Source organism: Candidatus Fusobacterium pullicola, from assembly GCA_018883725.1.
Classification (GTDB): domain Bacteria; phylum Fusobacteriota; class Fusobacteriia; order Fusobacteriales; family Fusobacteriaceae; genus Fusobacterium_A; species Fusobacterium_A pullicola.
The window spans coordinates 46,521-69,851 of record JAHLFN010000016.1; the positions used below are offsets into that span (position 1 = coordinate 46,521).

Genomic DNA, 23,331 nt, shown 5'->3' on the forward strand with positions numbered 1-23,331 from the left:
TAATTTATATAGAGATTAAAAGACTATGTGGAGGCAAGATGAAAGTATTAGTAGTAGAGGATGATAAAGAGATACAGGAATTAATAGCATATTTTTTAACAAAAGAGGGGTATGAAGTTGATCAAGCAGATGATGGACTAGATGGGCTTAGACTTCTAAAAGAGAAACAACATAATTTGGTAGTTTTAGATTTAATGTTACCTAATTTGGATGGAAAGAATTTTACCAAGATAGTAAAAGGGATATCTTCAGAGTATGGAAATCCAGCTATAATAATGTTAACTGCCAAAACAGAGATAGAAGATGTTTTAGAAGGATTAGAAATAGGGGCTGATGACTATATGAAGAAACCTTTCGATCCAAGAGAGTTAGTATTGAGAGTAAAAAGGTTTTTTAAAGAAGAGAAAAAAGAGGAAGAGGATAATAGAAAATATGAGTTTCTTGATTTAGTAATAGAGGATGACAAGCATAGAGTGCTTTATAATAAAGAGGAAATAGAGCTTTCTAAAAAAGAGTATGACCTATTACTTATGTTAGTATTAAATAAAAATTTAGTTATAACTAGAGAGAAAATATTAGATAAGATTTGGAAAAGTAATTATTATACTGGGGATAGAACAGTTGATGTTTATATATCAAAATTAAGAGATAAACTTCCAGAGATAAGCGAATATATAAAGACAATAAAAGGAGTTGGATACAAATTAGAAGAAAAGAGATAGTAATATTAATATTGATATTAATATTAGAGGGGATATTTATAGGAATAAATTCAAAAATACTTTCAAATCTGTATCAAGAAAGAGCAAAACAGATTTTAAAAGAGGATACAATATTAGTTAAATTAGTAGCAGAAGGAAACCCTAGAACCAAGTATCAAGAGTTATTTTCAAATAATGCTCTAAGATTTACTTTGGTAGATTTAACAGGAAGAGTTGTATTTGACTCTAAAAAGACAGAGGAAGAGGAGAAAAAGATGGAGAATCACCTCCAAAGAGAGGAGATTCAAGAGGCGATAGAGAAAAAAGAGAGTTTTAAGATTAGATATAGTAAAACTTTTGATACGGAGATGGCTTATTATGCTGTTTATGTAAAAAATAGTATGGGAGAGGAATATATACTGAGAACAGCTAGTGATTATAGTGAAGAGCTTTTACAGATAAAAGAGTTCCTATTTGTGCAGATATTATTTTTCTTAATTTTAAACTACGCTATTCACTTTTTCTATAAAAATTATATAAAAAGAGATTTCTATACAAAGATAAAGAGAATGAGAAAATTTCTTGAAAGTGGAGAACTAGAGAAGATAAACTATTCTAAAGATGAGTACTGGCTTTTTGAGTTTTGGGATATATTAAAGGATTGGCAAGGAAAAAATTTAGAAAATATCTCAAGATTAGAAAATGAGAGAAGAATACTTTCTGAGGTTTTACACTCAGTAGATTTATTTATAGGGCTTTTAGATAGTAACGGAAAGTTTATAGTGAAAAATACTTCATTGAAATATATAGTTGATCCATATGAGGAGCAATATCTTGAGGCTATAAAATTTTTAGAGTTAATAAATCCGATAAAAAATGGTTTAATAACTAAAAAAGATTATAGAGAGGATATATATATTCAAAGTTTAAAGAAACATTTTCTTTTTACAATGAAATACCTTGAATTTAGTAATAGATATATTATAACAATAAAGGATATAACTAATACTAAAGAAGCAGTAGAGGTTCAGAAAACATTTATAAATAATGTAAGTCATGAATTAAAAACACCTCTTACTAATATAAAGGGGTATCTAATAGCTTTAGAAGATGCACCAGAAACTATGAGGAAAAAATTTCTAAATACTATTAAAACTAATGTAGAGAGATTAGAAAATATTGTTTTAGATTTTTTAAATATCTCAAAAATAGAGAATTCAAATCTTATTAATATCTCACAGGTAGGAGTTGAAAAGTTAAAAAAAGAGCTTTTAGATATACTTGCAGGAAAAATTAATGAGAAAAAAGCTCAGGTAGAGTTTATGATAGAGTTGACAGATAGAAGAGATTATTTAAAAGTAGATTCTGAAAAATTATCAATGATATTAAAAAATCTTATTGAAAATGGTATTGTTTATAATAAAAATCCTCAACCTAAGGTAACTATAAAGATAATTGAAAAAGGAGATAGATACAATATAGAAGTAGAGGATAATGGAATCGGAATACCAATCTATGAACAGGATAAAATTTTTGAAAGATTCTATAGAATAGATAAAGCTAGAACAAGCAACTTAGGAGGTACGGGGCTAGGATTATCTATAGTAAAAACCCTTGTAGAGAAATGTGGTGGAGGTTTAAGTATAGACTCTATTGAAGGAAAGGGAACTGTATTTTCTTTCTACATTTCAAAATAAAGTATAGACTAGATTAACAGAAATATGATATTATTAAATAGTGTATAAAATACAGAGAAAAGGGGTAAAAAAATGGCAAAAGTAAAACATATTATAACAGCTTATAAAGCACAGATGAATCCACAAGTAAATGGAGTTATAGATATATTTGGAGAGTTTGATAACCTTATTCAACCGATGTTTCCATTCCCAATGGCAAATCTTTCTGTTGTAGTAACTATGGAAGGATTAGAGAGACCAACTATGTTTGAAGTAAGATTAAATGCTCCAGATGATACTTTAATAACAAAGGGAGAGTTTGGAATTTTACCAGATCCTTTTGGAGTAGGAAAGAAAATTTTAGATTTAGAAAAATTCTTAGTTGGAGAAAGAGGGAAATATACAATAGATATATTTGAGAAAGTAGCTCAAGATAAGGTAAAATTTATCTCAACTGAGGATCTATTCATAGCTGATTATCCACCTCAAAGAAGATTATCAGATGAAGATAAAGCTAAAATTTTAGCAACAGAGGGAGTAATCAAAACAGTTAGAACTGAATTTAAAGCTGGAGATGAAATTATTAAGCTTCAAGTAAACCTAGATAAGAATGCTACTATAGATGAAGGACATATTGCTATTCCAGAAAATGATAGATTAACAGTAGGAGAAAGAGTATTTGATTTAACTGGAATTAGAAGACAAATAGAGTGGCTATTTGGAAATCCATTACCAAAAGCTCCAGAAAAAACTGAAGAGCAAGCAGATAAAACAGTTGAAAAAGTTGAGGAAAATCAATAAAAAAACCTTGACATAATAAAGGAAAACTAATATAATAGTAAGGTATATTAAACCTTTCCCACAAAGGACCGTTGCGTTATATTAGAACGATATAACATAATTAGGAGGAAATTTTAAAGTGAAAAAGTATACTTTTATGCAAAGAAAAGAAGATGTTGTTAGAGAATGGCATCACTATGACGCTGAAGGGCAAATATTAGGAAGATTAGCAGTTGAGATTGCTAAAAAATTAATGGGTAAAGAGAAAATAACTTTTACTCCACACGTTGACGGAGGAGACTTCGTAGTAGTTACAAACGTTGAGAAAATAGCTGTAACTGGAAAAAAATTAACAGATAAGAAATACTATAACCACTCAGGATTCCCAGGAGGAATAAGAGAAAGAAGATTAGGAGAAATCCTAGAGAAAAAGCCAGAAGAACTATTAATGCTAGCTGTTAAGAGAATGCTTCCAAAAAATAAATTAGGAAGACAACAATTAACTAGATTAAGAGTATTTGCTGGAGCAGAGCACGCTCATACTGCACAAAAACCAGTAAAGGTAGAATTTTAATAGGGGGTAAATGACAGTGGCTGAAATGATTCAATATAGAGGAACTGGTAGAAGAAAAACTTCTGTAGCAAGAGTAAGATTAATTCCTGGAGGAAAAGGAATTGAAATAAACGGAAAAACTATGGCTGACTACTTTGGAGGAAGAGAAATCCTTTCTAAAATAGTTGAGCAACCTTTAGCTTTAACAGAAACTTTAGATAAATTTGAAGTTAAAGTTAATGTAATCGGAGGAGGAAACTCTGGACAAGCTGGAGCTATCAGACACGGAGTAGCAAGAGCTTTAATATTAGCTGACGAGACTTTAAAAGGTGCTTTAAAAGAAGCTGGATTCTTAACTAGAGACTCAAGAATGGTTGAAAGAAAGAAATACGGAAAGAAAAAAGCAAGAAGATCTCCTCAATTCTCAAAAAGATAATTGCATGGAATTTATATACCTCACAAACTCAATGTTTGTGGGGTTTTTTCTTTACAAAACCCAAAAAAGTAAAAAGGTGTTAATACCTAAATATCTATAGGTACCAACACCAAAAATTATACACCCGTTTTTTATTGATATAATGGAAATTTAGAGCAAAGAGTTTTAACTTCTTCTTTAATTTTTAGAAGTTCACTTTCATTATTAATATTGTCTATAACTCTTAGAATAAATTTACCAATCTCTTCCATCTCTTTTTCTTTCATACCTCTAGTTGTCATAGCCGGAGTACCTATTCTTATTCCACTTGTAACCATAGGTTTTTCAGTATCATAAGGGATACCATTTTTGTTGACAGTTATGTGAGCAATATCTAGAGCTTTTTCAACTTGAGCCCCAGTTAATCCCTTAGATTTTACATCAATAAGCATCATATGATTATCAGTTCCACCACTTACAATTCTAAGTCCACCATTTTCTAAAACTTTAGCTAATGTTTGAGCATTTTTTACTATTTGCTTTTGATAGTCTACAAATTCTGGAGCAAGAGCTTCTTTAAAAGCTACAGCTTTAGCCGCTATTATATGCATAAGTGGTCCACCTTGAATTCCAGGGAATATAGCTTTATCAATCTTTTTTGCAATTTCTTCATCGTTTGTCATAATCATACCACCACGAGGACCTCTTAAAGTTTTATGTGTAGTAGTTGTTACAACATGAGCATAAGGAACAGGAGAAGGGTGTACACCAGTTGCTACAAGTCCAGCTATATGGGCTATATCAACCATAAGGTAAGCTCCAACTTTGTCAGCTATCTCTCTAAATCTTTTGAAATCAATTATTCTAGAGTAGGCACTAGCACCAGCAATTATCATTTTAGGATGAGTTTCAAGTGCTATTCTTTCAACTTCATCATAATCTATTCTTTCATCCTCTTTAGAAACACTGTATGAAACAATATTATAATCTTTTCCTGAGAAGTTTACATTTTTACCATGAGTAAGATGCCCACCATGGTCTAATTTCATTCCTAATACTGTATCACCAATATTTAATAGAGCTTTATAAACTCCCATATTAGCTTGAGAACCAGAGTGAGGTTGAACATTGACATAGTTCACATTAAAAAGTTTTTTAGCTCTTTCAATTGCTAATTTTTCAGCTACGTCTACAATCTGACATCCACCATAATATCTTTTGTCTGGGTATCCCTCTGCATATTTATTTGTCATTATACTTCCAGCAGCTTCAAGTACAGCTTCAGAAACAAAGTTTTCAGAAGCTATTAACTCAATACCCTCATTTTGTCTTTTCTTTTCAGCTTCAATAGCATCAAAGATCTCTCTATCAACTTCATAAAGTTTTTTCATAGCATTCCTCCTTAAAAGTTTATTATTTAAAAAACTCTTCCCATTTATCTTTTTTAAAACCGATTAAAACACCTTTATCAGTGATAACTAAAGGTCTTTTAACTAACATTCCATTCGAAGATAAAATCTCAATCATTTCATCTTCTGTAGCAGTTGTAAGTTTTTCTTTTAAATTCATCTCTCTATATAGAATTCCGCTTGTATTAAAGAATTTTTTTGCTGGCAATCCACTTAAAGATATGAAATGTTTTAACTCTTCCTTTGTAGGATTATTTTCAACAATATGTCTACTTTCAAAATCTATCTTATTTTCTTCTAACCATTTTCTTGCATTTACACAAGTACTACATTTAGGATAATTAATAAATAATACTGACATACTCTTCCTCCTATAAATTTTCTCTTGAATTAATTATACTAAATTTGTCATAATAAAAGCAAGATAAAATTAAAAAGCTTAAGTGTGAATATTTACAAAGTAGAGTAGTTGAAAATTATGAAACTGTTCTATTGAGTTTCCAAATTATTAAGGAGAAAAATAAAATTAATGCTCCATTAAAAATTATAGGAAAAATAGGATTATAGTTCACACTTAAAGATATAGAAGTTATTATCATCAATGGACCAACTAGGGCAGTGAGTGAAAAACCTAGAGAATAATCTCCAAGTACCGGTGAGGAAAATTCAGGATCACAAATTTTTAAAAGTAAAATTCCAGTAAGAAAAACTCCAAAACTAGTTCCTGCCATAGAGATAGCTCTTTCAAAAGGATAGTTATTTTTAAAATATTTATAGCAATAAAATTTTATACAGTACCATGTAGCTAAAAATCCAAGTATAATCATTAATGAAATAGGAATTAAATATGTAAATATAGCTTTTAAAGGTAAAGAGGCTATTGCACTAACTACTGCAAATTCTGTAAAAAGAGCGGATATTCTACTCTTTACTTTTATATCAACACACCACTCTAATTTTAATTTTTTTATAGTATTCCAAACCAGCATCATAATTATCATAGCAAAAGCCCAAATAGATAGTGATGATAAAATAGGAATGTGGTATTTTTTTACAATATTTAAAATTAGATATGATAAGCCACATACTGAAAAAATAATTGCCATATGAAAGGCTAGGGTATCAATTGATGATGAAAGCATAGTTTCTCTACCTAAAGAGTTTTGTTTTGATATATCTGTATAGTATCCACGTTTCAACTCTTGTGGAATATCATTGGGTTGTTTTAATATAGAGGTTTCTTCATTTCTACAAGCTTTATTGATGAGAAATATTCCAATTAAAATACCACCAACTAGTCCAAAAGTGGCAGTAGTTATCGCTATTCCTTGAGCAGTAGACCAATAATCTAAATTCATCTCTTGTAAAACTCTTCCTATCATACCAGCTGTTCCATGTCCGCCAGCAAATCCAGTATTTAATTCAGCACCAAAGGCAGAATATAGAGGTTTATCTAAAATGTATGTATAGAAGGAGTTTATAGTATATCCAAGAGCAAGCTGTAAAAAAGTTACCATAAATAGAATAAATCCAGTAATCAAGATATCTCTAGCTTCTCCACGACTATTTTTTATTTTTAAATCCATTCCAAGAGGAATACTTGCAATAACAGGAACAATCAGTAGACTTGGAAGAAGTGAGATATCCTTACTCCAACTTATAGGGATTGAGAAAGATAGAAATCTTCCCATAACTTCTGGACTTAAAAGTAATCCAATGGCTCCTCCAATAACTGAAGCTGGAATAAAAAGTTCCTGAAAAATTTTAATCTTCGCTTTGATAATAACTCCTAAGAGAAGAAGAAAACTAAGATAACAAAGGATATAGAAAAATAGTTGCATAGGTACCTCCTAAAAATTAATAAATAATTATATCATTAATTAATATTTAGGTAAATAAAAAAATGACCAATGTAAAAGTTAAAATACAATAGTCATTTTTATTTATTGTTATTTTTCTAGTAAAACAACACAGTAAGATTTTACACCAGACTCATCTCCAGTAAAACCTAACTTCTCTTCAGTAGTTGCCTTGATACTAACTTGTTCTATATCTATTTCCAATACTTCGGCTACTCTCTTTCTCATAGCGTCAATATATGGTTTTACTTTTGGTTTTTGTAAAACAATTATAGAATCAAGATTGATAATTTTATATCCTCTTTCAGCTATTAACTCTTTAACTCTAGTTAAAAGGATAGTACTATCAATATTTTTATACTTCATATCAGTATCTGGAAAATGTTGTCCAATATCACCTAAAGCTAGAGCTCCTAACATAGCATCCATGATAGCATGGATTAGAACATCTCCATCTGAGTGTCCTAAAACTCCCTTAGCATGAGGAATTTCAATGCCACCAAGAATTAATTTTCTACCTTCTACTAATTTATGTACATCATATCCATTTCCTATTCTAAGCATTATGACACTCCCATCTCTCATAGATTTGGTTATAGAATTCTAAAATCTCCTCTTTAGTAACAGTTGATGTTCCCATCTTACCCACTACTACTCCAGCAGCTGTATTAGCTATCTTAGCTGATTCATGCCAATCCACTCCAGCTGCACTAGCTAAAGTAAATACTGATATTACTGTATCTCCAGCACCTGTTACATCATATACCTCTTTAGCAAAAGTAGGTATATTTATAATTTCATCTAAGAATAAACTCATTCCCTCTTCACTTCTAGTTAATAAAAGATTATCAAGTTGTAATTTTTCCTTTAACTCTTTTCCTAAAGTTTCAAAATCTGTAACTTTACTTTTTCCTAGACATTCCATAGCTTCTTTTCTATTTGGAGTCATAGATGTAGCTCCAATATAGTTCATAGCATTTTTAGGTTTTGGATCAACAGTAACTATTTTCTTTTTCTCTCTACACAATTTTACTATCTCTTTTGCTACTCTTGGTGTAAGAACTCCTTTATCATAATCAGATAGTATAACTGCATCTAAAGAATCTATTTTTGAGTTAAAATTTTCTAATAAAGCATCTTCTAACTCCTTAGATATAGGTTCAGCTTTTTCCCAATCTATTCTTAAAAGTTGTTGATTTCCAGCTAATATTCTTCTCTTTACAATAGTAGGAATATTATTAGCTCTAATTATTCCACTGTGATCTATTCCTTTTTCATCAAAAGTTTTTATAAGTCTATCCCCATTGTCATCAGCTCCAATAACACCAAAACATATAGTTTGAGCTCCTAATACAGAAAGGTTATTAACTACGTTAGCTGCCCCTCCTAGTACAAATCTTTCCTCTTTTACATTAACAACAGGAACAGGAGCTTCAGGAGATATTCTATCCACTACACCGATAATATAATCATCTAGCATTAGATCTCCTACTACACCGATCTTTATATTTTTGAAGCTATCTAATATTTTTTGTAAATCTAATCTGTTTTTCATATTTATCCTCTTTTCTTAATAAATTTTTCTATTTATTATATCCTTTGCTCTCTGATGTATCTCATCTTTTTCAAAGGATTCTTTTTCATTGTTAACAATATTAACTCTCATCTTTACATAGATATCAGTAATTTCATGACTGATGTTTTGATTTTTAAAGAATAGATTGATCATAGGTAAAGTTCCAAAGAATGGAATTTGACTATTAAGATTGTGTACAGTAGCTTTCTTTAGTCCACCGATAAATATAGTTTCTCCATCTCTTATTTTGATGGTAGTTTCAAGGCTTCTACCTACCTTTGACCCACCTTCAGAATTATATGTACCACTCTCTTGAGAGTCATCTTTACTATTTTTTAATTTAAAATTACTTACTTCTATAACTACTTTCAGGATTATCCAACCATCTTTTCTAATTGTTGGTGTTACTTTTAGAATTATTCCAGCCTCTTTGAATATTGGAGTAGAGATAACCCTATCATTATTATCATTTTCCTCTCTTTTTTCTCCAACAATTACCTCTTCGGTTACCTTAAAACTTCCTTCAACACCATCTAGTACAAGTATAGAGGGTCTAGCACTTACAACTAAATCTTGTGTAGACTCTAAAAGATTAATTCCAAGATTGAGTATATCATTTCCACTGTTAAATTGCTTAGAAATAGCAATTGAAGATGAATAAATGTTTCCTAATCCCATAAGGCTACTATTTCCAAGTAAGGAGGTAGTCCATTCATTGCTTCCGTTTAAGTTTCCACCATTACTATATATCCAATTAAAACCAAGGGATTCAAATAGATTGTCAGTTACATCTAAAATCTGAGCATCTACCCTGATTTGTTCTATATCTCTATCTAGATCTTGAATGAGAGATTTAGAACTTTTTATAATTTCCTCTTTTCCAGAGAGAATAAGAAGATTTTTTTTAGGAAGAGTAGAGATTTTAAGAGAGTTTCCAAAGGTTTCAACTAATAGTTTCTTAATCTCTTCACAACTATTATTATATAGATATATATTTTCTGTAATGACTTCTTCTCCATTAATTATATTTTTATGGAAGTTTTTTTCTGGATAGAAAATATCTTTTTTATTTGAAAAATCATTTTTTCTTTTCATACTGATATTTAATGAGTTATTCTTTTCAGTTAAGTCAATAATATCAGTTACTGTAGAGTATCCTTCCTTTTCAAATTGTACAATATATACAGCTGGATCTATATCATTCAGTATAAAATTTCCATTATAAGCTGATAGAACTGAAGGAGAAAAGCTATTAACTAATGTTATCTTAACTCCTTCTAATCCCTTACCAGAGCTTTCAGATTGTACTCTTCCAGAAAAGATGTAGCTACTATTATTTCCTCTTTTAGACAGTATAAAAATCTCTCCACTTTTAGAAAGTTTTAAGTTATATAGATTTATAAAAGCATTGAGTATATCCTCTAATTTTGTATTTACAGGGAAATAAATATCAAGGGGAATATCTTTAATCTCGTCACTAGGAAGGATTGCAATATCACTCTCTTGACTTATAATATTTAAAGTTTCTCCTAAAGTTATATCCTGTAAATTTAATTCATAGGTAATTTTATTTTTTAATTTTGGACTATTAAACTGTCCATAACTATTATAACAAATAAAGAAAATTATTAAAAGTATAAGATTTCTTTTTATCATAAAATCTCTCCTAATTTTTTATAAGTTCTAAAAAAGGAGAGTTGTTATTTAAAATAATTTTATATTTTAGATTGTTAAATACTATCTCCTCTCCATTATAAAATATCTTTTTACTGCCGTTTTTGTAATTAAGTATAATATAGATTTTGTCGTTAAATTTTATATACTTAATTTTAGTTATTTTATTATTACTTAATTTAGAGATAGGAAGAAGATTATTTTCCTTTAACTCTTCCTCTTTTAAATTCAGAATATTAGCTGAGAGTTTAGTTGTGATTTTGCCATGGGGGAGTAAAGAGATATTGGTACTACTATCAGTAAGACTTATCTTTTTATCATTATTTTCTAGTTCTTCAATAAAAGAGAGTATATCTGATATATCCCCGTTTAAAATATAAGGAATAAATAGTTTATCAGTTTCACTTATTTTTTCAACTCTTCCAATGGTTTCAATGTTGAGATTATATAGTTGGGCTTTTTCACTGATAAACTTTTCAAAACTACTGATATTTTTAAAACTATTTTTGATATTTTTATTTTCTAAATCATTGTAATATTTTTTAGTTTTCTCCAATTCTTCTATCATTTTACTATGTTTTTGATTGTTAGCTTGGTTTGCTTTTTCCTCTTTACGAATTTTAACCTCAAATGAGTTAGCTCTATCTTTTTTATTTGTATAATTTTGAAAAGGTAAAAAAATAAGATAATATAGGATAAAAATACCTATAGAAAAAGATATAAGGAAGAGACATTTACTCTTATGTTCTTGATAGTCAAATTTTTTTAGAAGTTCCATTATCCACCTCAATCTCTATATGAAATTCATAGTTCTTATCATTAAGTTTAATAAAGTCGTGATTGAAATTTTTGAAAAAATTGTAATCTAATATATTATTTTGAAATCTATAAATTTCATTTTCAGAGGAACTAAATCCCTTTAAAATTATTAATCTATCACTATATTCAATAGATGAAAACTCCAAATCTCCACAACTATATATAGCCTTTAGAAGTTGGGTGAGTTTAATATTTTTAAACTCTCTTACTCTACTTTTCTCTTTTATATCTTTTATTTCACTCTCTAAATTTAATATCTTCTCTCTTAGTTGTAGATTTTTTTCATGTAAATTAGAATAGTTCTCTTCTAAAATATTCAATCTATTCTGCTCTTTTTTTATAAAAAATTGTAATGAAAAAAAGAGTAGTGTGGAGATAATTGTAACAACAGAAAGAGTTAAAATAGCTAGTTTTAAATTTTTTTTATAGTTGATCTCCTTGATATAATCTGCTGGAAGAAAGTTAAGATCATCTTTAAGATTTAAAGAATAGTTATTCCAACTTCTAACCTTGAGCATTGGAAAAAATTCTTGTATCTCTAATTGATTAGGGTATATAAAACTTTCTCCATTTAGATTTTCTTCTAAGTAAGTGGGATTAGTAATCAACTCATCTCTATCAAAGTCAATCTCTTGATAATTTATTAACTTATTTTCTAAAAAGTGGTAAATTCTATATTTTTCACTCTCTATTTCAACATAAGTTTTTTCAATATTATCTTTATTGAAAAGTTCAACTAAAAAGAGTGGATAGATACCTAAAAGAGAGATTTTTTTCTCTTTTAAATTATCAAGAAGTGTATAAATCTTATCCTTTTCTATTAGGATAAGAAGAGTTTTTTCAGTACTTTCATTACTTTCTAAGGAGAGCTCTTTTTCTAAAAAGTAAAAGCTATCATACTCTTCAAAAAGAGTTTCAAGCTTTTCATTTATTTCAAACTCTCTTTCTCTTTCGTCCATATCCTTAGGAAAGGTAAAAGTCAAAAGATGAAAGAAATTACTTTCAAGTAAAAGAACTCCACTTCTATAATTTTCAATATTTTCAAGTGTAAAAAAATTTAAACTCTCTTTTTTAAAAATTTTATTCAAAATTAGCCACAAACTCCTTTAATATTTCGACATCTGGAGAGCTTGGATCTTTATTTCCATTTTTATACTCCAGTTGAATAATAGCTGTGAGTAAAATAGAGCTATTATCATTAGTTTTAGTAAAATTCTTTCTTAGTTCAACAATTAAAGAATTTTTACTTAAACCTGATCTCATAATGTTATATGAGATAATCTCTTTAAAGTCCTCATAAACTTCAGCTTTATATGTATAGAAGGTACTTCCATTAATTTTCATTTTATATATTTGATAGTTATTTTTACTAAAACTATTTTTACTATTCCCAAGCCAAACTCGATTGAAGTTTTCCTCTATCCCTATATATTCAGCACCATTTTTGTACTCTCCACTGGAGATTTTACTATCTATTCTCAACAATTCATCATAAACAAGTATTTTTAGGTTATGTACTTGAGAGTTGATAGATATGCTATTGATATTTGAATTCAGTCTCTCCCCTTTTCTATAGATAATTCTATATCCTAATAGAAAATTTCCCATTATAAAAATAATTAGAATAAGAGTACTAATTAAAATAAAACCTTTATTTTTAAATCTCTTTTTTAAAATTTGCATATCCCTTTAAACTCCTAGTTTCTGAAAAATCACTATTTGAAATATTTAAATTAATAATGACACCAGTTTCTGTTTTTTCAAAACTACCATAAACCTTTTTAAGAACAATACTACTGTTTTCAACTACAATATCATTAAAAGATTCTTTACACTCTAAAATTATTAATTCTCCAGCAAAAAATTGAAAGATAATAAAAGTGTAAAAAATAGTATTTCCGTCACTTACAGGATATTCTAAAAAGAGTGTATTACCTTTTTGAGAGACACACTTAAAAAAATTTTCTTTTAGAACAAGCTCTATTACTTGTTCATGATTTAAGATAGCAACCCCATTTTTAATATATTCTTTTCCAGAATATTCACTCTTAAGTATATTACTATTTTCAATACAATCTTCAATTAATGAGATAATTTTAACTTCATCTTTTTCAAGTAAACTCTGTTTAATAATAGCAGTATTGAGAGAGTGTGAAACTCTTAATAAAGGAAATACAATGAGTGAAAAAATAGAAAAGAGCCCTAAAGTAACTATTAATTCGAGAAGTGAAAAACCTCTATTTTTCTTCATAAAACTCACCAATTACCAACTAGATTATTACTTTTAAAACTTTTATTATTGTTTATATACATAATTTTTATTTCAATATAATTATATTTTTCATCTTTAGTTTGATAGCAAACTTCAAAGATTTCAAGTTCAAGTAGAAAATTTCTATTTAATTCATATGGAAGGTAGATACTTTCAGTTAGAGAATCTTTTCCAAAGGTTTCGTAGTTGTACTCTTTTTTACCTAAATAGTTTCTTAAAAAAAGAGAGGTTTTAGCTTGCATCTGTTTTTCAAGAGCTTTAAAATTTATAAAATCCTCCTCTAATTTTAAATATTTTCTATGAGTAATAAAGGAAAAGTGCACATATTTAAGTAGTGGAAAAAGAGTGATGAAAAAAAGTGTCATTGATAAAATTAACTCAATAAATGTAAAGGCTCTTCTTTTCATAGATATTCCCTCAACCACAGAAAAAGAAATCCAATTATTAAAAAAGGTGAAAATGGAATCTCTTTTCTTTTTTCTCTCCTTAATAAAAATAAAACTCCTATGATAGAAGCTGAAATAAAGGAGATAAGATAATAGATGTAGATATCAAAAAAGTTGCTATATCCAAGAATGTATCCAAAATTCATTAAAATTTTTATATCTCCAAAACCAAAGACCTCTTTTCCAAGTAAATCACTAAGATAGCCATAAAGAATTAGTAAAGGTAGTGGATATAATCCCATACCAATTATAGAGTTTTCTATAATATTAAATTCAAAACCTTTAAAAATAATAGACAAAATAAAAAGAAGTATATTAAGAGTATTAGGAATATACAGCTTTTTTATATCAATATAAATAATCAAAAAAAGAAGAGATATAATTAGTATTCTATCCATTTATTTCCCTTAGTATCATATTCTTTTCCAGCACTAGGTTTGAACCAAATGTATACACCATCACTTCCACTACTTTTGTTAATATCAGGATTTTTAAAAGTAAGAGAGATAGTTCCACCGTAGTTAATATCAGTTTCTGCCTCATCAATATCAGATTTTTGAGCTCTACTACCACCAATATCTAACTCTCCATCTTCAAGCTCTTTAAAGGTTTTCTCATCAAGATAGGGTTCAAGTTTTTTTAAAGCAGTAATAACACTTTGAGTTTCATCAGAGCTAGGAGTATCAGAGATAGGTTCATTATTTTCAATAAAATATAGTTCACTAGCAGTTCGTAAAGTTCCAAGTGTTGCTATCGCCTTTGTATCTCTTCCTAAAGCCATCTGTCTTCTGAGTTTAGGAACACCCACACCTGCCATAATTCCAATAAGAGCTATGGCTACAGTGATTTCAATTAAACTAAAGCCTCGATTTTTCATAAATTTTTCCCTCCTTACATTAATATATCTGATATATTGAATATAGGTAAATATATAGCCAAAACTATGATACCTATAATAATTCCTAAAAATAGTAGTAATAGTGGTTGTAAAAGTGTAATTAGTTTGAAGAGGTATGTTTCAAAATCTTTTTGTAAAACAAAAGATATAGATGAAAAGGCTTCACTTAATTTACCACTTCTCTCACCAATTGAGATAATTTTTAATTGAGTGGGAGAGAAGAGAGAGGTTGAAGCTAAAGCCTCCTCAATACTATTACCAATTTTTATTTTTAATTGGACCTTTTCCAAGTCCTTTTTTAAAAAAATATACGGTGTTGCTTTTTTTAAAATTTCTAAAATATCAATAATATTTATCCCTGTTTCATTCATTATAGAAAAATTTTGACATAATGAGATGATAAGCTCCTCTTTAACAATTTTCCCATAGATAGGTATTGAAATTTTTAAATTTTGTTTTTTCTCTAAAGGGAGTTTTTTTAATATAAAGAAGATAACTCCAATGAAAGAAATTGTTATAGAGAGAATATAGAGAATATTTTGACTAATAAACATGATAATTTGTGTAAGTAATGGTAATGGAGTAGAGGTATCATGAAATAGTGTTAAAAAATTAGGAAATACAAATGTAAGCATAAATATTAGTAGAAATATTGCAAATATTAAGACTATTGTTGGATAAAAAAGAGCCTCTTTTATACTTTTTTTAATTTTTTCCATAAGAGCTATATTTTTACAAATTTTATCAAGGTTTTCTACTAAATTTCCGGATTCTTCACCTGCTAAAAGTAGATTGAGATATGTATCGTTAAATACTGTTTTATAATTTGAGAAAGCTAGATAGATACTACTTCCACTGAGTATTTGCTCCTTGATATTATTTATAATGCTACTAAAATGTTTATCTTTTTCTTGAGATGCAAGGATACTCAAGGTTAAAGATAGCGTAAGTCCACTGTCTAGAAGAGTTTTGAAATTTTGTGTGAATACCAAAAGATTTTCTGAAGTAACTTTATATCTCGGAGTAACTAATTTGTAAGATATAAGAGTTAGTCTGTTTTTTATTAAGTATCTATGAAAATCTTGAAAAGTATTGAATTCTAAAGTATTTGATATTTTTTTTCTATCAAGAGTATAAGCTTTAAAGAAGTAGGTTTTCATAATTAACACTGCCTTATAACTTCATCTAGAGAAGTTATTTTATTTAAAGCTTTCTCTATTCCATCTTCTATTAAAGTGTTTATTTTCTTGTTTTTTAGAAGTACTTGAAGTTCATGTATAGAAGCTCCTATTTCTATAAAATTTTTTATTTCATCATCTATTGTAAGTAGTTCAAAAATAGCAGTTCTTCCAGAATAACCAGTGTAATTACAATATTCACAACCAGCACTAGTATAAAAAGTTTTATCTCTATAAAATGTTGGATTCAATTTTAGAAGAGTAAGTTTAGCAATAGAATCTTTATCTAAGGTTAAGCAGTGTGGACAAAGTTTTCTTACTAAACGTTGGGCTACTATTCCAATAACAGATGCTGAAATCATATATCTTTCAATCCCGATATTAAGTAATCTAAATATTCCACTTATAGTATCATAGGTATGTAAAGTTGAAAGAACAAGATGACCTGTAAGAGCTGCTTTTACTCCTATCTCTGCAGTTTCATAATCTCTTATCTCTCCAATCATTAAAATATCTGGATCCTGTCTAAGATATGCCTTTAAAATTGTAGAAAAATCTCTTCCTACATCTGAATTATACTGTACCTGATTTATTCCAGCAATCTCATATTCCACAGGATCTTCAACAGTGGAGATATTAACCTCACCATTATTTAATCTCTTTAAAATAGAATAGATAAGACTACTTTTTCCAGAGCCAGTAGGCCCACAAGCTAAAATTATTCCATTTTTTTTGCTAATAAGTGTAGATAATTTTTTGTAATCAGTAGAGTTAAGTCCAAGATTTTCCAAGTTAAAATCATAGCTCTGACTATCTAAGATTCTAATTACTCCTTTTTCTCCAGTAATAAGAGGTACAATGGATACACGGAAATCAATAGTTTTTTCTCCTATTTTCATTCTAAATTTTCCATCTTGGGGTATTTTTTTCTCTGTAATATCTAATTTAGATAGAATTTTTAATCTAGAAATAATAGAGGAATGAAGTGATATATCAAAATCCATCTCTTCATATAGAATCCCATCTATTCTATAGCGTATTCTACTTCGATCTTTTTGTGGCTCTATATGAATATCACTAGCTTTTTTTTCAACTCCAGACAAGATGATTGCTCCTAATCCTTTTACAACAATAGGATTATTTGTCTCTAGAGATGAATCAATTTTTAATTCAGAGGTGTTTTTAGATTTTTTAGTATGATGATTTAATTCTTTAAATATATCCTTAATTTTATCAGAATTACTTTTTATCATAGTTTTTCACCTACAATAAAAAAATTATTCTGTTTTTCAGCAGAGGAGAGGACAATATAGGAGATATAAGCCTTTCCTTTAACAACAATTCTAACTTTTACAATCTCTTGAGATATGTTATCTCCAAAAAGTAAAGTAGATACAAAATATAGAAAAAATACAAAAAGAGGTCTCATAATTATTCCTCCTGCCATTTGGGATTTGTAGTAGTCCAGTTGTTGTGAAAATTTAAGATTGTTCTATATTTAGGTGTTTTATCACTAATATTTCTATATACATTAATTTGCATATATCTGATTAGATCAAAACCATAAAAAGATATTCTATATTGAGCAATATCATTATAATCAAAAATATAGATACTAAAAGATGGTGTAATATTTCCATGAGAAGTAATTTTAGTAGTGAATTTTTGTTGAGTTTGTTTATCAAAGATTGTAATATATTTTAAATTTTTCGGAAGATGTATAACCTCCTTTTGTGTAACAGATGATTGTGAAATAATTATTGTTTTTTTTAAGTAATCAAGTTCTACCCCATAACTTGTCCTACTGTTATAAGCTTTAGTAGCATATGTTGTAAATAATTCATAAATTTCAGTTTTAGCCTTTATCAACTCCTCCCTTTCTAAAGATTTTTTAAAGTAAATAAAACCAAAACTTAATAACAATAGAATTATACTAACTTGGAGTAATATATCTATGAAACAAAATCCTTTTTTGTTCTTCATCTGATAAAGCTTAGTAAGAGTATACCTCATTTTTTTAAATAATCAAGAGAGAAAACAGAAAAAATTAAAAGAGAAAAGTATATTTTTTAAAATGCATAGAAAAAAAGAGAAAAATAAAGTATAATATTAAAAAATATAGTAAAAGTTTGGAGGAAATTATGGTTTTAGCAGGAAATAAAAAAGCCTACTTCGATTATTTTATAGAGGATAAATTTGAAGCAGGAATAGAATTAGTAGGAAGTGAAGTTAAATCAGCTAAAGCTGGAAAAGTAAGTATAAAAGAATCTTTTATTAGAATAATAAATGGAGAAGTTTTTATAATGGGAATGTCTATTGTTCCTTGGAGTTTTGGAAGTGTTTATAATCCAGAGGAAAGAAGGGTTAGAAAATTATTACTACATAAAAAAGAGATAAAAAAATTACATGAAAAAGTTACTCAAAAGGGATATACAATAGTTCCATTGGATGTTCACCTTTCTAAAGGTTATGTGAAACTTTCTATTGCACTAGCTAGAGGTAAGAAAACTTATGATAAGAGAGAAACTATTGCTAAGAGAGATGTTCAAAGAGATATCCAAAGAATGACAAAAATTAGATAGAAATTTTTTTCAAAATATGATATACTAATGTGTACAATTGAATAATGGGGATGCAAAGGTTTCGACGGGGTTATGAGGTTATAGGTAGCATGCCAGGGTGACCGCTGTGAGAGGTCAACTCATCGTTTAGATGGAAATAGAAATTACGCTTTAGCTGCTTAATTAGTCAGCTCACCTTTGAACTCTCTCTTCTGTAGGAGAGCTCTAACAAGGTGTTACCAATATACAGATTACCTTTAGTGATTTCTCTAAGCTTAAAGGGACATTTTAGAGGATAGCTTCAGTCAGCCCTGTCTGTGGGAGTGGCTGTTGCGAAATCTAATAGCAGACTAAGCATTGTAGAAGCCTATAGCGCTGATAATTTCGGACACGGGTTCGATTCCCGTCATCTCCACCAACCTTAGCAGGTGTCAAACCTGGAAAAATTCTAAGTTCTAAGGCTATTGAGTCACGATGAACGACAATTTTTTTTACAAAAGTTTGGATTAAAATTTTAAGTAAATTTTCATCTTTAGAATCTAGGTTCTTACCTAATTCAATAAGATGATTTTTTATTTTTTGTTTATCCATAAATTTAGGGGCATCTGTATATTTAAATCTTTCTTCTTTTAAGTTTAATATTTCCATATCAATCTCTCCTTTTTTATTTCTATACTCATAATCTGAAATAGTTCCGTCTAATGTTAAATCTAATAATTTTTCAGCTTTTATTTTCAATTTTTCTAAGCTCTTATCTATTTTAATTAACTCTTTGTTAGAACGTTTAAAAGTATCTTGAACATAATCATATACTTTATCTGTAATTATTTCTATTTGTGAAGTAGAGAAAATATTTTCTTTTAATGTTGTTATTACTAAATCTTCTAATACCTCACGTCTAATGGGTGTATTTTTACAATCATTGACCTTATCTTTTCGATTTCTACATTGATAACCATATGAAACAGTTTTATTTCTATTGACTGATCTATATCCTCCAGAATAACTTCCTCCACATTCTCCACATTCACATAATCCAGTTAAAAGGTAAGGAGTTAATGCAGTTGAACGACCAGAACTACTTCTAACTTTCTTTTGTAACATTATTTGGACTTTTTCAAAATCTTCTTTGGATATAATAGCTGGTATTCCATTTTCTATTTTTATCTCTTTACCTGTAAGTTTTCCTTTCTTATCTTTCTTTCCAAAAATAAAGTTTCCAATATATTTTTCATTATATAGGGTATCTCTAATACTTATCTTTTTAAAAGGTTTCCCTAACTTATTTTTAAATCCTAAAGAGTTTAATTCATCTGCTATGTAGGCATACCCTCTTCCTTCAAGATACATTTTAAATATCAATCTTACAGCTTTGGCTTCTTCCTCATTTATTGTATAAGTCCTATCTTCTGTTAAATCATATCCAAGTGGTGGTATTCCCCCATTATGTACACACTTTAAAGCATTTTCTTTTTGTCCTTTTCTAACTTCTCTAGCTAGATTAAGGGAATAGTACTCATTCATTCCAGTTAATACCGATTTTAAAATTACAGCCTCTGGTGAATCATTTAATTGCTCTAAAACAGATATAAGTTTTACTCTATTTTCATTTAGCTTTTTTTCATTAATAGCATGGTCATATCTATTTCTTGCAAATCTATCAAACTTATGTACTATTACATAATTAAATTCCTTATTCTTGGAATCTTCTATCATTTTTAAGAACTCTTCCCTATCATCAATAGAAGTTCCAGATATAGCTTCATCTTTATATATTTTAATTAGGGTGTACCCTTCTTTTCTGCAATATTCCTCTATTGCTCTTACTTGAGCATCTATACTCTCTGTCCTTTGATTATCTGAACTAAATCTACAATATGCTACTGCTTTCTTCATATTTTACCTCCATAATTTTTACAATTTTATTATTTTAAATTTGAGAGAGGAAAGTTTCCCTCTCTCACTCCAAGTATTTACATCCCAAATAAATCTTTGACTAATCTAGATATCAAAGTATTGCTATCTATTTCCTCTTCTTGAATACTTATATATACTTCTTTCTTGATTATCATTTTTTTCTTAACCTCTTCTATTTTTTTAAGTTTCATAATTTTATACCTCCATTACATGATTTCATTATTATGATATATAATTAATCAAAAATTAATTAGAGAATAACTTTTTATAATATTATATTGTCCAGATTTCTCTATATTTCCAGTTAAATAATTAAACATAAGATTACTCTTTTCAAAGTTATTTGTAATATTCAAAGAATGTCTTAATTCTCCAATTCCCATTTCTTCAAATTGATAATTCATTTGTTTTAAATAATTTATCTCTAATTTATTTATTTCTATTCCCACTGTATCAAGTGGAATTTTTCTTATTGCAGTTCCCTCATTTATAAATATTCTATGAGGAGTATATACATAGCTACCCTCTAAATTAAAATAAACATTTTTAATGTTATAAGGATAAAAACTGATATTTCCTAATTCTCTCTTTTCTATTATCGCTATTTGGTTATTTACTGTTTGACGAGTTTGAATAGCAATTACTACTAGAAAGTTTAATATTTTTTGAGAAAGATTATTATTTTCTATATACACTTCAGGATATAAAATTTTTAATAGTCCTTCTAAAGTTTTAAAAATAGCATTCTCTTCTCTAGAACTATTAAAAGATAAAGGTAAATCAAACTTTTTTAAGAGTTCAGAAATATTAATTTCTTTTTCTCTTAGTACTGGTAAAACATTTTTAAATATATCTATAAACTTCTCATCCTTACCATTTTTATTTAACATCAAAGAATCAAAAGTACGACAACCATAAGATGGAAGTAAACTGTCAATTCTACTTAAAAATGCTGTACTATCCTCATTTTTATCAATTATAGTATTAGAAAATATATTAATTCTATCTTTAAATATTCTATTAAAATCAACAATAATTTTGGGATTTCCTAATAAAATAATTGAGTTACTAGATTTTTTATTACCTTTTCCAGCTTGAATAGTTCCTTCGTTTTTATCCCCGTTTTTATAAACTTGGACTGAAGTTATTACTTCTGGATCATTCACCTTTCCTATTTCATCAATTATATAAGCTATATCTTCAGAGAAAAAATCACCTTCTTTTCCATTCCGTCCATCTATAAATGCAGTACTCCTAGTTACACAATTAGTATATAAGTTAAAATCTAGCATAGAGTATACATGACTTTTTCCTATTTCTCTCTTTGAAATATCTACCATTAAATATTTTTTTTCGACTAAAGGAACTAGTCGTAGTAAGAATACTATTTTTTCTATATATAGTAAATTATTTGGTTCAAGTCCAAATTTTGAAAGGAGAAAATCTATTCTAGATCTAACTGCTCTATCAGTATTAGAAATCAAATTACTCCAAATATTAAATATGTCTTGATAAGCATAAATTTTGAGATAATGAACTGTAAAAACATCTAATTCTGGAGTATATCTAATTTCTCCTTCACAGGTATAAGTACCTGTTTTTATATTTAGGTAAAACTCTTTTTTTATTTTATCTGGTAGTGGGAGAAATAGGTCTAAATTACTATCTTTAATTTTAAGAGTTATTCCATATTCTTTAGTGTAGGTATCAGTATTTATAAAAGCTTCAAAACTATTATTACTAGATACCATTTCATCATCATAACGTAACTTCTTCTCTATGGAAGAAATAAATATTGGAAAGGAAGGTTTATTTTTAGCTAAATCTACTATTTCATATGGTAGATTCTCCTTTTTTTCTTCTCTTTCCATTAATTTTAAAACTATCTCTTTGAAAGCTTTCCCATCCATTTTTTCTATTGTTTCTTTTATTATATTATCAGAAAGTGTTGTCATTTAATTTTCCTCCTCTTTATTGTATCTATTTTTTTGTGGGAAATCATTTTTATTAAGCTTTATCCCATCTTTAGCATTAAATATATTTCTAGTTTTTTCTGCAGTTCCTACGATATCAAATACTTCCCAATAATAAGGTTCTATCTCCTCTTTTTTTATTGGACAATTTAAGATGGTTTCAAAGATTTTTTTCTTATCTTCATCTGATATGCTCTCAGAAGTATTTTCTTCTATTACATTTTTTAATTTTATTTTCCACTGCTCTACTGATATCTGATTTTGTTGATCAGTTTCTTTTTTTGTAAGTAACAAATTCTCCTTAAAAGCTTGAAATTCCTTTTCTGATTGAATTTGAATAAAGTTTTCTTCTATATATTTCAATTTGTCTTGCCCTTCTAATATATTTAAACTTTTACTATTAATAATTCCTCTGCCTAAAACAACATAATTAGAATTTTCTAAAAAAAATGCCAGTTCAGAGGACTTATATACTTTTCCATATAACAATTGCAAACAATTAAAATTATTCAATACTGAACATAGTTTTATTAATTTTTCTTTTTCGATTTTTTCCATTACTTCCTCCTTATTAATACTTTTATTTCACCAGTAAGTAATTTAATATAAGTTTTTTTGCTTTAT

General features: G+C 28.1%; 25 protein-coding genes, 1 other RNA gene and 1 pseudogene. 7 read left to right on the forward strand and 20 right to left on the reverse strand.

The genetic code is table 11. The features are described 5' to 3' along the window. The first annotated feature begins 38 nt into the window (after positions 1-38). From IAA47_01740 to rpsI, 5 genes are all read left to right on the forward strand, one after another. Complete coding sequence (locus IAA47_01740; GenBank protein ID MBU3841716.1) at positions 39-722, forward strand: response regulator transcription factor; 684 nt, start codon at positions 39-41, stop codon at positions 720-722. Further along, positions 671-2,398, forward strand: coding sequence for a HAMP domain-containing histidine kinase (locus IAA47_01745; protein ID MBU3841717.1), 1,728 nt, complete (start codon positions 671-673; stop codon positions 2,396-2,398). Before IAA47_01740 ends, IAA47_01745 begins: the two co-directional genes overlap by 52 nt. 72 nt (positions 2,399-2,470) lie before the next feature. Then, positions 2,471-3,178 (forward strand): hypothetical protein, encoded by a 708-nt coding sequence (locus tag IAA47_01750; protein MBU3841718.1) that lies wholly within the window; start codon positions 2,471-2,473, stop codon positions 3,176-3,178. A 118-nt stretch (positions 3,179-3,296) separates the two neighbouring features. Continuing rightward, entirely contained in the window at positions 3,297-3,731 is a 435-nt protein-coding gene (rplM, locus tag IAA47_01755; protein ID MBU3841719.1) for a 50S ribosomal protein L13, read from the forward strand. 25 nt (positions 3,732-3,756) lie between these two features. Beyond that, the gene (rpsI, locus tag IAA47_01760; GenBank protein ID MBU3841720.1) at positions 3,757-4,146 is read left to right on the forward strand and encodes a 30S ribosomal protein S9; all 390 of its coding nucleotides are present in this window, start codon (positions 3,757-3,759) and stop codon (positions 4,144-4,146) included. Between the two features lie 131 nt (positions 4,147-4,277). On the opposite strand, the gene IAA47_01765 is transcribed toward rpsI, so the two are convergent. The 17 genes from IAA47_01765 to IAA47_01845 all read right to left on the reverse strand — a co-directional run bounded on the left by IAA47_01765 (position 4,278) and on the right by IAA47_01845 (position 18,125). After that, positions 4,278-5,516, reverse strand: a complete 1,239-nt coding sequence (locus tag IAA47_01765; protein MBU3841721.1) for a serine hydroxymethyltransferase — start codon at positions 5,514-5,516, stop codon at positions 4,278-4,280. Between the two features lie 22 nt (positions 5,517-5,538). After that, positions 5,539-5,895 carry an arsenate reductase family protein gene (locus IAA47_01770; GenBank protein ID MBU3841722.1) on the reverse strand — a complete coding sequence of 119 codons (357 nt, stop codon included), beginning with the start codon at positions 5,893-5,895 and terminating at the stop codon, positions 5,539-5,541. A 115-nt stretch (positions 5,896-6,010) separates the two neighbouring features. Beyond that, a complete protein-coding gene (locus IAA47_01775) occupies positions 6,011-7,375 on the reverse strand; it encodes a sodium:glutamate symporter (protein MBU3841723.1) in 1,365 nt (454 codons plus the stop codon). Positions 7,376-7,483: 108 nt separating this feature from the next. Further along, a complete protein-coding gene (gene ispF, locus IAA47_01780; protein MBU3841724.1) occupies positions 7,484-7,957 on the reverse strand; it encodes a 2-C-methyl-D-erythritol 2,4-cyclodiphosphate synthase in 474 nt (157 codons plus the stop codon). After that, complete coding sequence (rfaE1, locus tag IAA47_01785) at positions 7,950-8,948, reverse strand: D-glycero-beta-D-manno-heptose-7-phosphate kinase (protein ID MBU3841725.1); 999 nt, start codon at positions 8,946-8,948, stop codon at positions 7,950-7,952. Before rfaE1 ends, ispF begins: the two co-directional genes overlap by 8 nt. Before the next feature lie 15 nt (positions 8,949-8,963). Next, positions 8,964-10,625: a carboxypeptidase regulatory-like domain-containing protein gene (locus IAA47_01790; protein ID MBU3841726.1), complete on the reverse strand. Its 1,662-nt coding sequence runs from the start codon at positions 10,623-10,625 to the stop codon at positions 8,964-8,966. 10 nt (positions 10,626-10,635) lie between these two features. Continuing rightward, a complete protein-coding gene (locus tag IAA47_01795) occupies positions 10,636-11,421 on the reverse strand; it encodes a hypothetical protein (protein MBU3841727.1) in 786 nt (261 codons plus the stop codon). After that, complete coding sequence (locus IAA47_01800) at positions 11,399-12,550, reverse strand: hypothetical protein (protein MBU3841728.1); 1,152 nt, start codon at positions 12,548-12,550, stop codon at positions 11,399-11,401. Before IAA47_01800 ends, IAA47_01795 begins: the two co-directional genes overlap by 23 nt. After that, positions 12,543-13,145 carry a hypothetical protein gene (locus IAA47_01805; protein MBU3841729.1) on the reverse strand — a complete coding sequence of 201 codons (603 nt, stop codon included), beginning with the start codon at positions 13,143-13,145 and terminating at the stop codon, positions 12,543-12,545. The genes IAA47_01800 and IAA47_01805 overlap by 8 nt, the downstream gene beginning before the upstream one ends. Continuing rightward, positions 13,120-13,713 carry a type II secretion system GspH family protein gene (locus IAA47_01810; protein MBU3841730.1) on the reverse strand — a complete coding sequence of 198 codons (594 nt, stop codon included), beginning with the start codon at positions 13,711-13,713 and terminating at the stop codon, positions 13,120-13,122. The genes IAA47_01805 and IAA47_01810 overlap by 26 nt, the downstream gene beginning before the upstream one ends. 5 nt (positions 13,714-13,718) lie before the next feature. Then, complete coding sequence (locus IAA47_01815) at positions 13,719-14,141, reverse strand: hypothetical protein (protein MBU3841731.1); 423 nt, start codon at positions 14,139-14,141, stop codon at positions 13,719-13,721. Next, a complete protein-coding gene (locus tag IAA47_01820; protein MBU3841732.1) occupies positions 14,138-14,578 on the reverse strand; it encodes a prepilin peptidase in 441 nt (146 codons plus the stop codon). The genes IAA47_01815 and IAA47_01820 overlap by 4 nt, the downstream gene beginning before the upstream one ends. Continuing rightward, positions 14,563-15,057, reverse strand: coding sequence for a type II secretion system GspH family protein (locus IAA47_01825; protein MBU3841733.1), 495 nt, complete (start codon positions 15,055-15,057; stop codon positions 14,563-14,565). Before IAA47_01825 ends, IAA47_01820 begins: the two co-directional genes overlap by 16 nt. 14 nt (positions 15,058-15,071) lie before the next feature. Then, entirely contained in the window at positions 15,072-16,238 is a 1,167-nt protein-coding gene (locus IAA47_01830) for a type II secretion system F family protein (GenBank protein ID MBU3841734.1), read from the reverse strand. Positions 16,239-16,240: 2 nt separating this feature from the next. Beyond that, entirely contained in the window at positions 16,241-17,506 is a 1,266-nt protein-coding gene (locus IAA47_01835; protein ID MBU3841735.1) for a GspE/PulE family protein, read from the reverse strand. After that, the gene (locus tag IAA47_01840) at positions 17,506-17,685 is read right to left on the reverse strand and encodes a hypothetical protein (protein ID MBU3841736.1); all 180 of its coding nucleotides are present in this window, start codon (positions 17,683-17,685) and stop codon (positions 17,506-17,508) included. The genes IAA47_01835 and IAA47_01840 overlap by 1 nt, the downstream gene beginning before the upstream one ends. Before the next feature lie 2 nt (positions 17,686-17,687). Further along, the gene (locus IAA47_01845; protein MBU3841737.1) at positions 17,688-18,125 is read right to left on the reverse strand and encodes a hypothetical protein; all 438 of its coding nucleotides are present in this window, start codon (positions 18,123-18,125) and stop codon (positions 17,688-17,690) included. 269 nt (positions 18,126-18,394) lie between these two features. Between IAA47_01845 and smpB the strand changes: the two genes are divergently transcribed. Both smpB and ssrA read left to right on the forward strand, forming a co-directional pair. Beyond that, positions 18,395-18,838: an SsrA-binding protein SmpB gene (gene smpB, locus IAA47_01850; GenBank protein ID MBU3841738.1), complete on the forward strand. Its 444-nt coding sequence runs from the start codon at positions 18,395-18,397 to the stop codon at positions 18,836-18,838. Between the two features lie 46 nt (positions 18,839-18,884). Next, positions 18,885-19,235, forward strand: a transfer-messenger RNA (tmRNA) gene (gene ssrA, locus IAA47_01855). A gap of 20 nt (positions 19,236-19,255) precedes the next feature. Here the strand turns inward: ssrA and IAA47_01860 are convergent. From IAA47_01860 to IAA47_01870, 3 genes and pseudogenes are all read right to left on the reverse strand, one after another. Continuing rightward, positions 19,256-20,713, reverse strand: a pseudogene (locus tag IAA47_01860) (recombinase family protein). A 260-nt stretch (positions 20,714-20,973) separates the two neighbouring features. Next, on the reverse strand, positions 20,974-22,689 hold the full coding sequence (locus IAA47_01865; protein MBU3841739.1) for a BREX system Lon protease-like protein BrxL: 1,716 nt from the start codon (positions 22,687-22,689) through the stop codon (positions 20,974-20,976). Next, positions 22,690-23,265: a hypothetical protein gene (locus IAA47_01870; GenBank protein ID MBU3841740.1), complete on the reverse strand. Its 576-nt coding sequence runs from the start codon at positions 23,263-23,265 to the stop codon at positions 22,690-22,692. Positions 23,266-23,331 lie beyond the last annotated feature (66 nt).

What these genes read in the sequence shown, in the direction of transcription:
- IAA47_01790 (MBU3841726.1), bottom strand. Translation starts at nt 10,625, where the DNA reads ATGATAAAAAGAAATCTTATACTTTTAATAATTTTCTTTATTTGTTAT.
- IAA47_01840 (MBU3841736.1), bottom strand. Translation starts at nt 17,685, where the DNA reads ATGAGACCTCTTTTTGTATTTTTTCTATATTTTGTATCTACTTTACTT.
- IAA47_01795 (MBU3841727.1), bottom strand. Translation starts at nt 11,421, where the DNA reads ATGGAACTTCTAAAAAAATTTGACTATCAAGAACATAAGAGTAAATGT.
- IAA47_01750 (MBU3841718.1), top strand. Translation starts at nt 2,471, where the DNA reads ATGGCAAAAGTAAAACATATTATAACAGCTTATAAAGCACAGATGAAT.
- IAA47_01825 (MBU3841733.1), bottom strand. Translation starts at nt 15,057, where the DNA reads ATGAAAAATCGAGGCTTTAGTTTAATTGAAATCACTGTAGCCATAGCT.
- IAA47_01870 (MBU3841740.1), bottom strand. Translation starts at nt 23,265, where the DNA reads ATGGAAAAAATCGAAAAAGAAAAATTAATAAAACTATGTTCAGTATTG.
- IAA47_01805 (MBU3841729.1), bottom strand. Translation starts at nt 13,145, where the DNA reads ATGCAAATTTTAAAAAAGAGATTTAAAAATAAAGGTTTTATTTTAATT.
- IAA47_01765 (MBU3841721.1), bottom strand. Translation starts at nt 5,516, where the DNA reads ATGAAAAAACTTTATGAAGTTGATAGAGAGATCTTTGATGCTATTGAA.
- IAA47_01830 (MBU3841734.1), bottom strand. Translation starts at nt 16,238, where the DNA reads ATGAAAACCTACTTCTTTAAAGCTTATACTCTTGATAGAAAAAAAATA.
- IAA47_01815 (MBU3841731.1), bottom strand. Translation starts at nt 14,141, where the DNA reads ATGAAAAGAAGAGCCTTTACATTTATTGAGTTAATTTTATCAATGACA.
- IAA47_01775 (MBU3841723.1), bottom strand. Translation starts at nt 7,375, where the DNA reads ATGCAACTATTTTTCTATATCCTTTGTTATCTTAGTTTTCTTCTTCTC.
- IAA47_01865 (MBU3841739.1), bottom strand. Translation starts at nt 22,689, where the DNA reads ATGACAACACTTTCTGATAATATAATAAAAGAAACAATAGAAAAAATG.
- ispF (MBU3841724.1), bottom strand. Translation starts at nt 7,957, where the DNA reads ATGCTTAGAATAGGAAATGGATATGATGTACATAAATTAGTAGAAGGT.
- rpsI (MBU3841720.1), top strand. Translation starts at nt 3,757, where the DNA reads ATGATTCAATATAGAGGAACTGGTAGAAGAAAAACTTCTGTAGCAAGA.
- rfaE1 (MBU3841725.1), bottom strand. Translation starts at nt 8,948, where the DNA reads ATGAAAAACAGATTAGATTTACAAAAAATATTAGATAGCTTCAAAAAT.
- IAA47_01740 (MBU3841716.1), top strand. Translation starts at nt 39, where the DNA reads ATGAAAGTATTAGTAGTAGAGGATGATAAAGAGATACAGGAATTAATA.
- IAA47_01820 (MBU3841732.1), bottom strand. Translation starts at nt 14,578, where the DNA reads ATGGATAGAATACTAATTATATCTCTTCTTTTTTTGATTATTTATATT.
- IAA47_01810 (MBU3841730.1), bottom strand. Translation starts at nt 13,713, where the DNA reads ATGAAGAAAAATAGAGGTTTTTCACTTCTCGAATTAATAGTTACTTTA.
- IAA47_01770 (MBU3841722.1), bottom strand. Translation starts at nt 5,895, where the DNA reads ATGTCAGTATTATTTATTAATTATCCTAAATGTAGTACTTGTGTAAAT.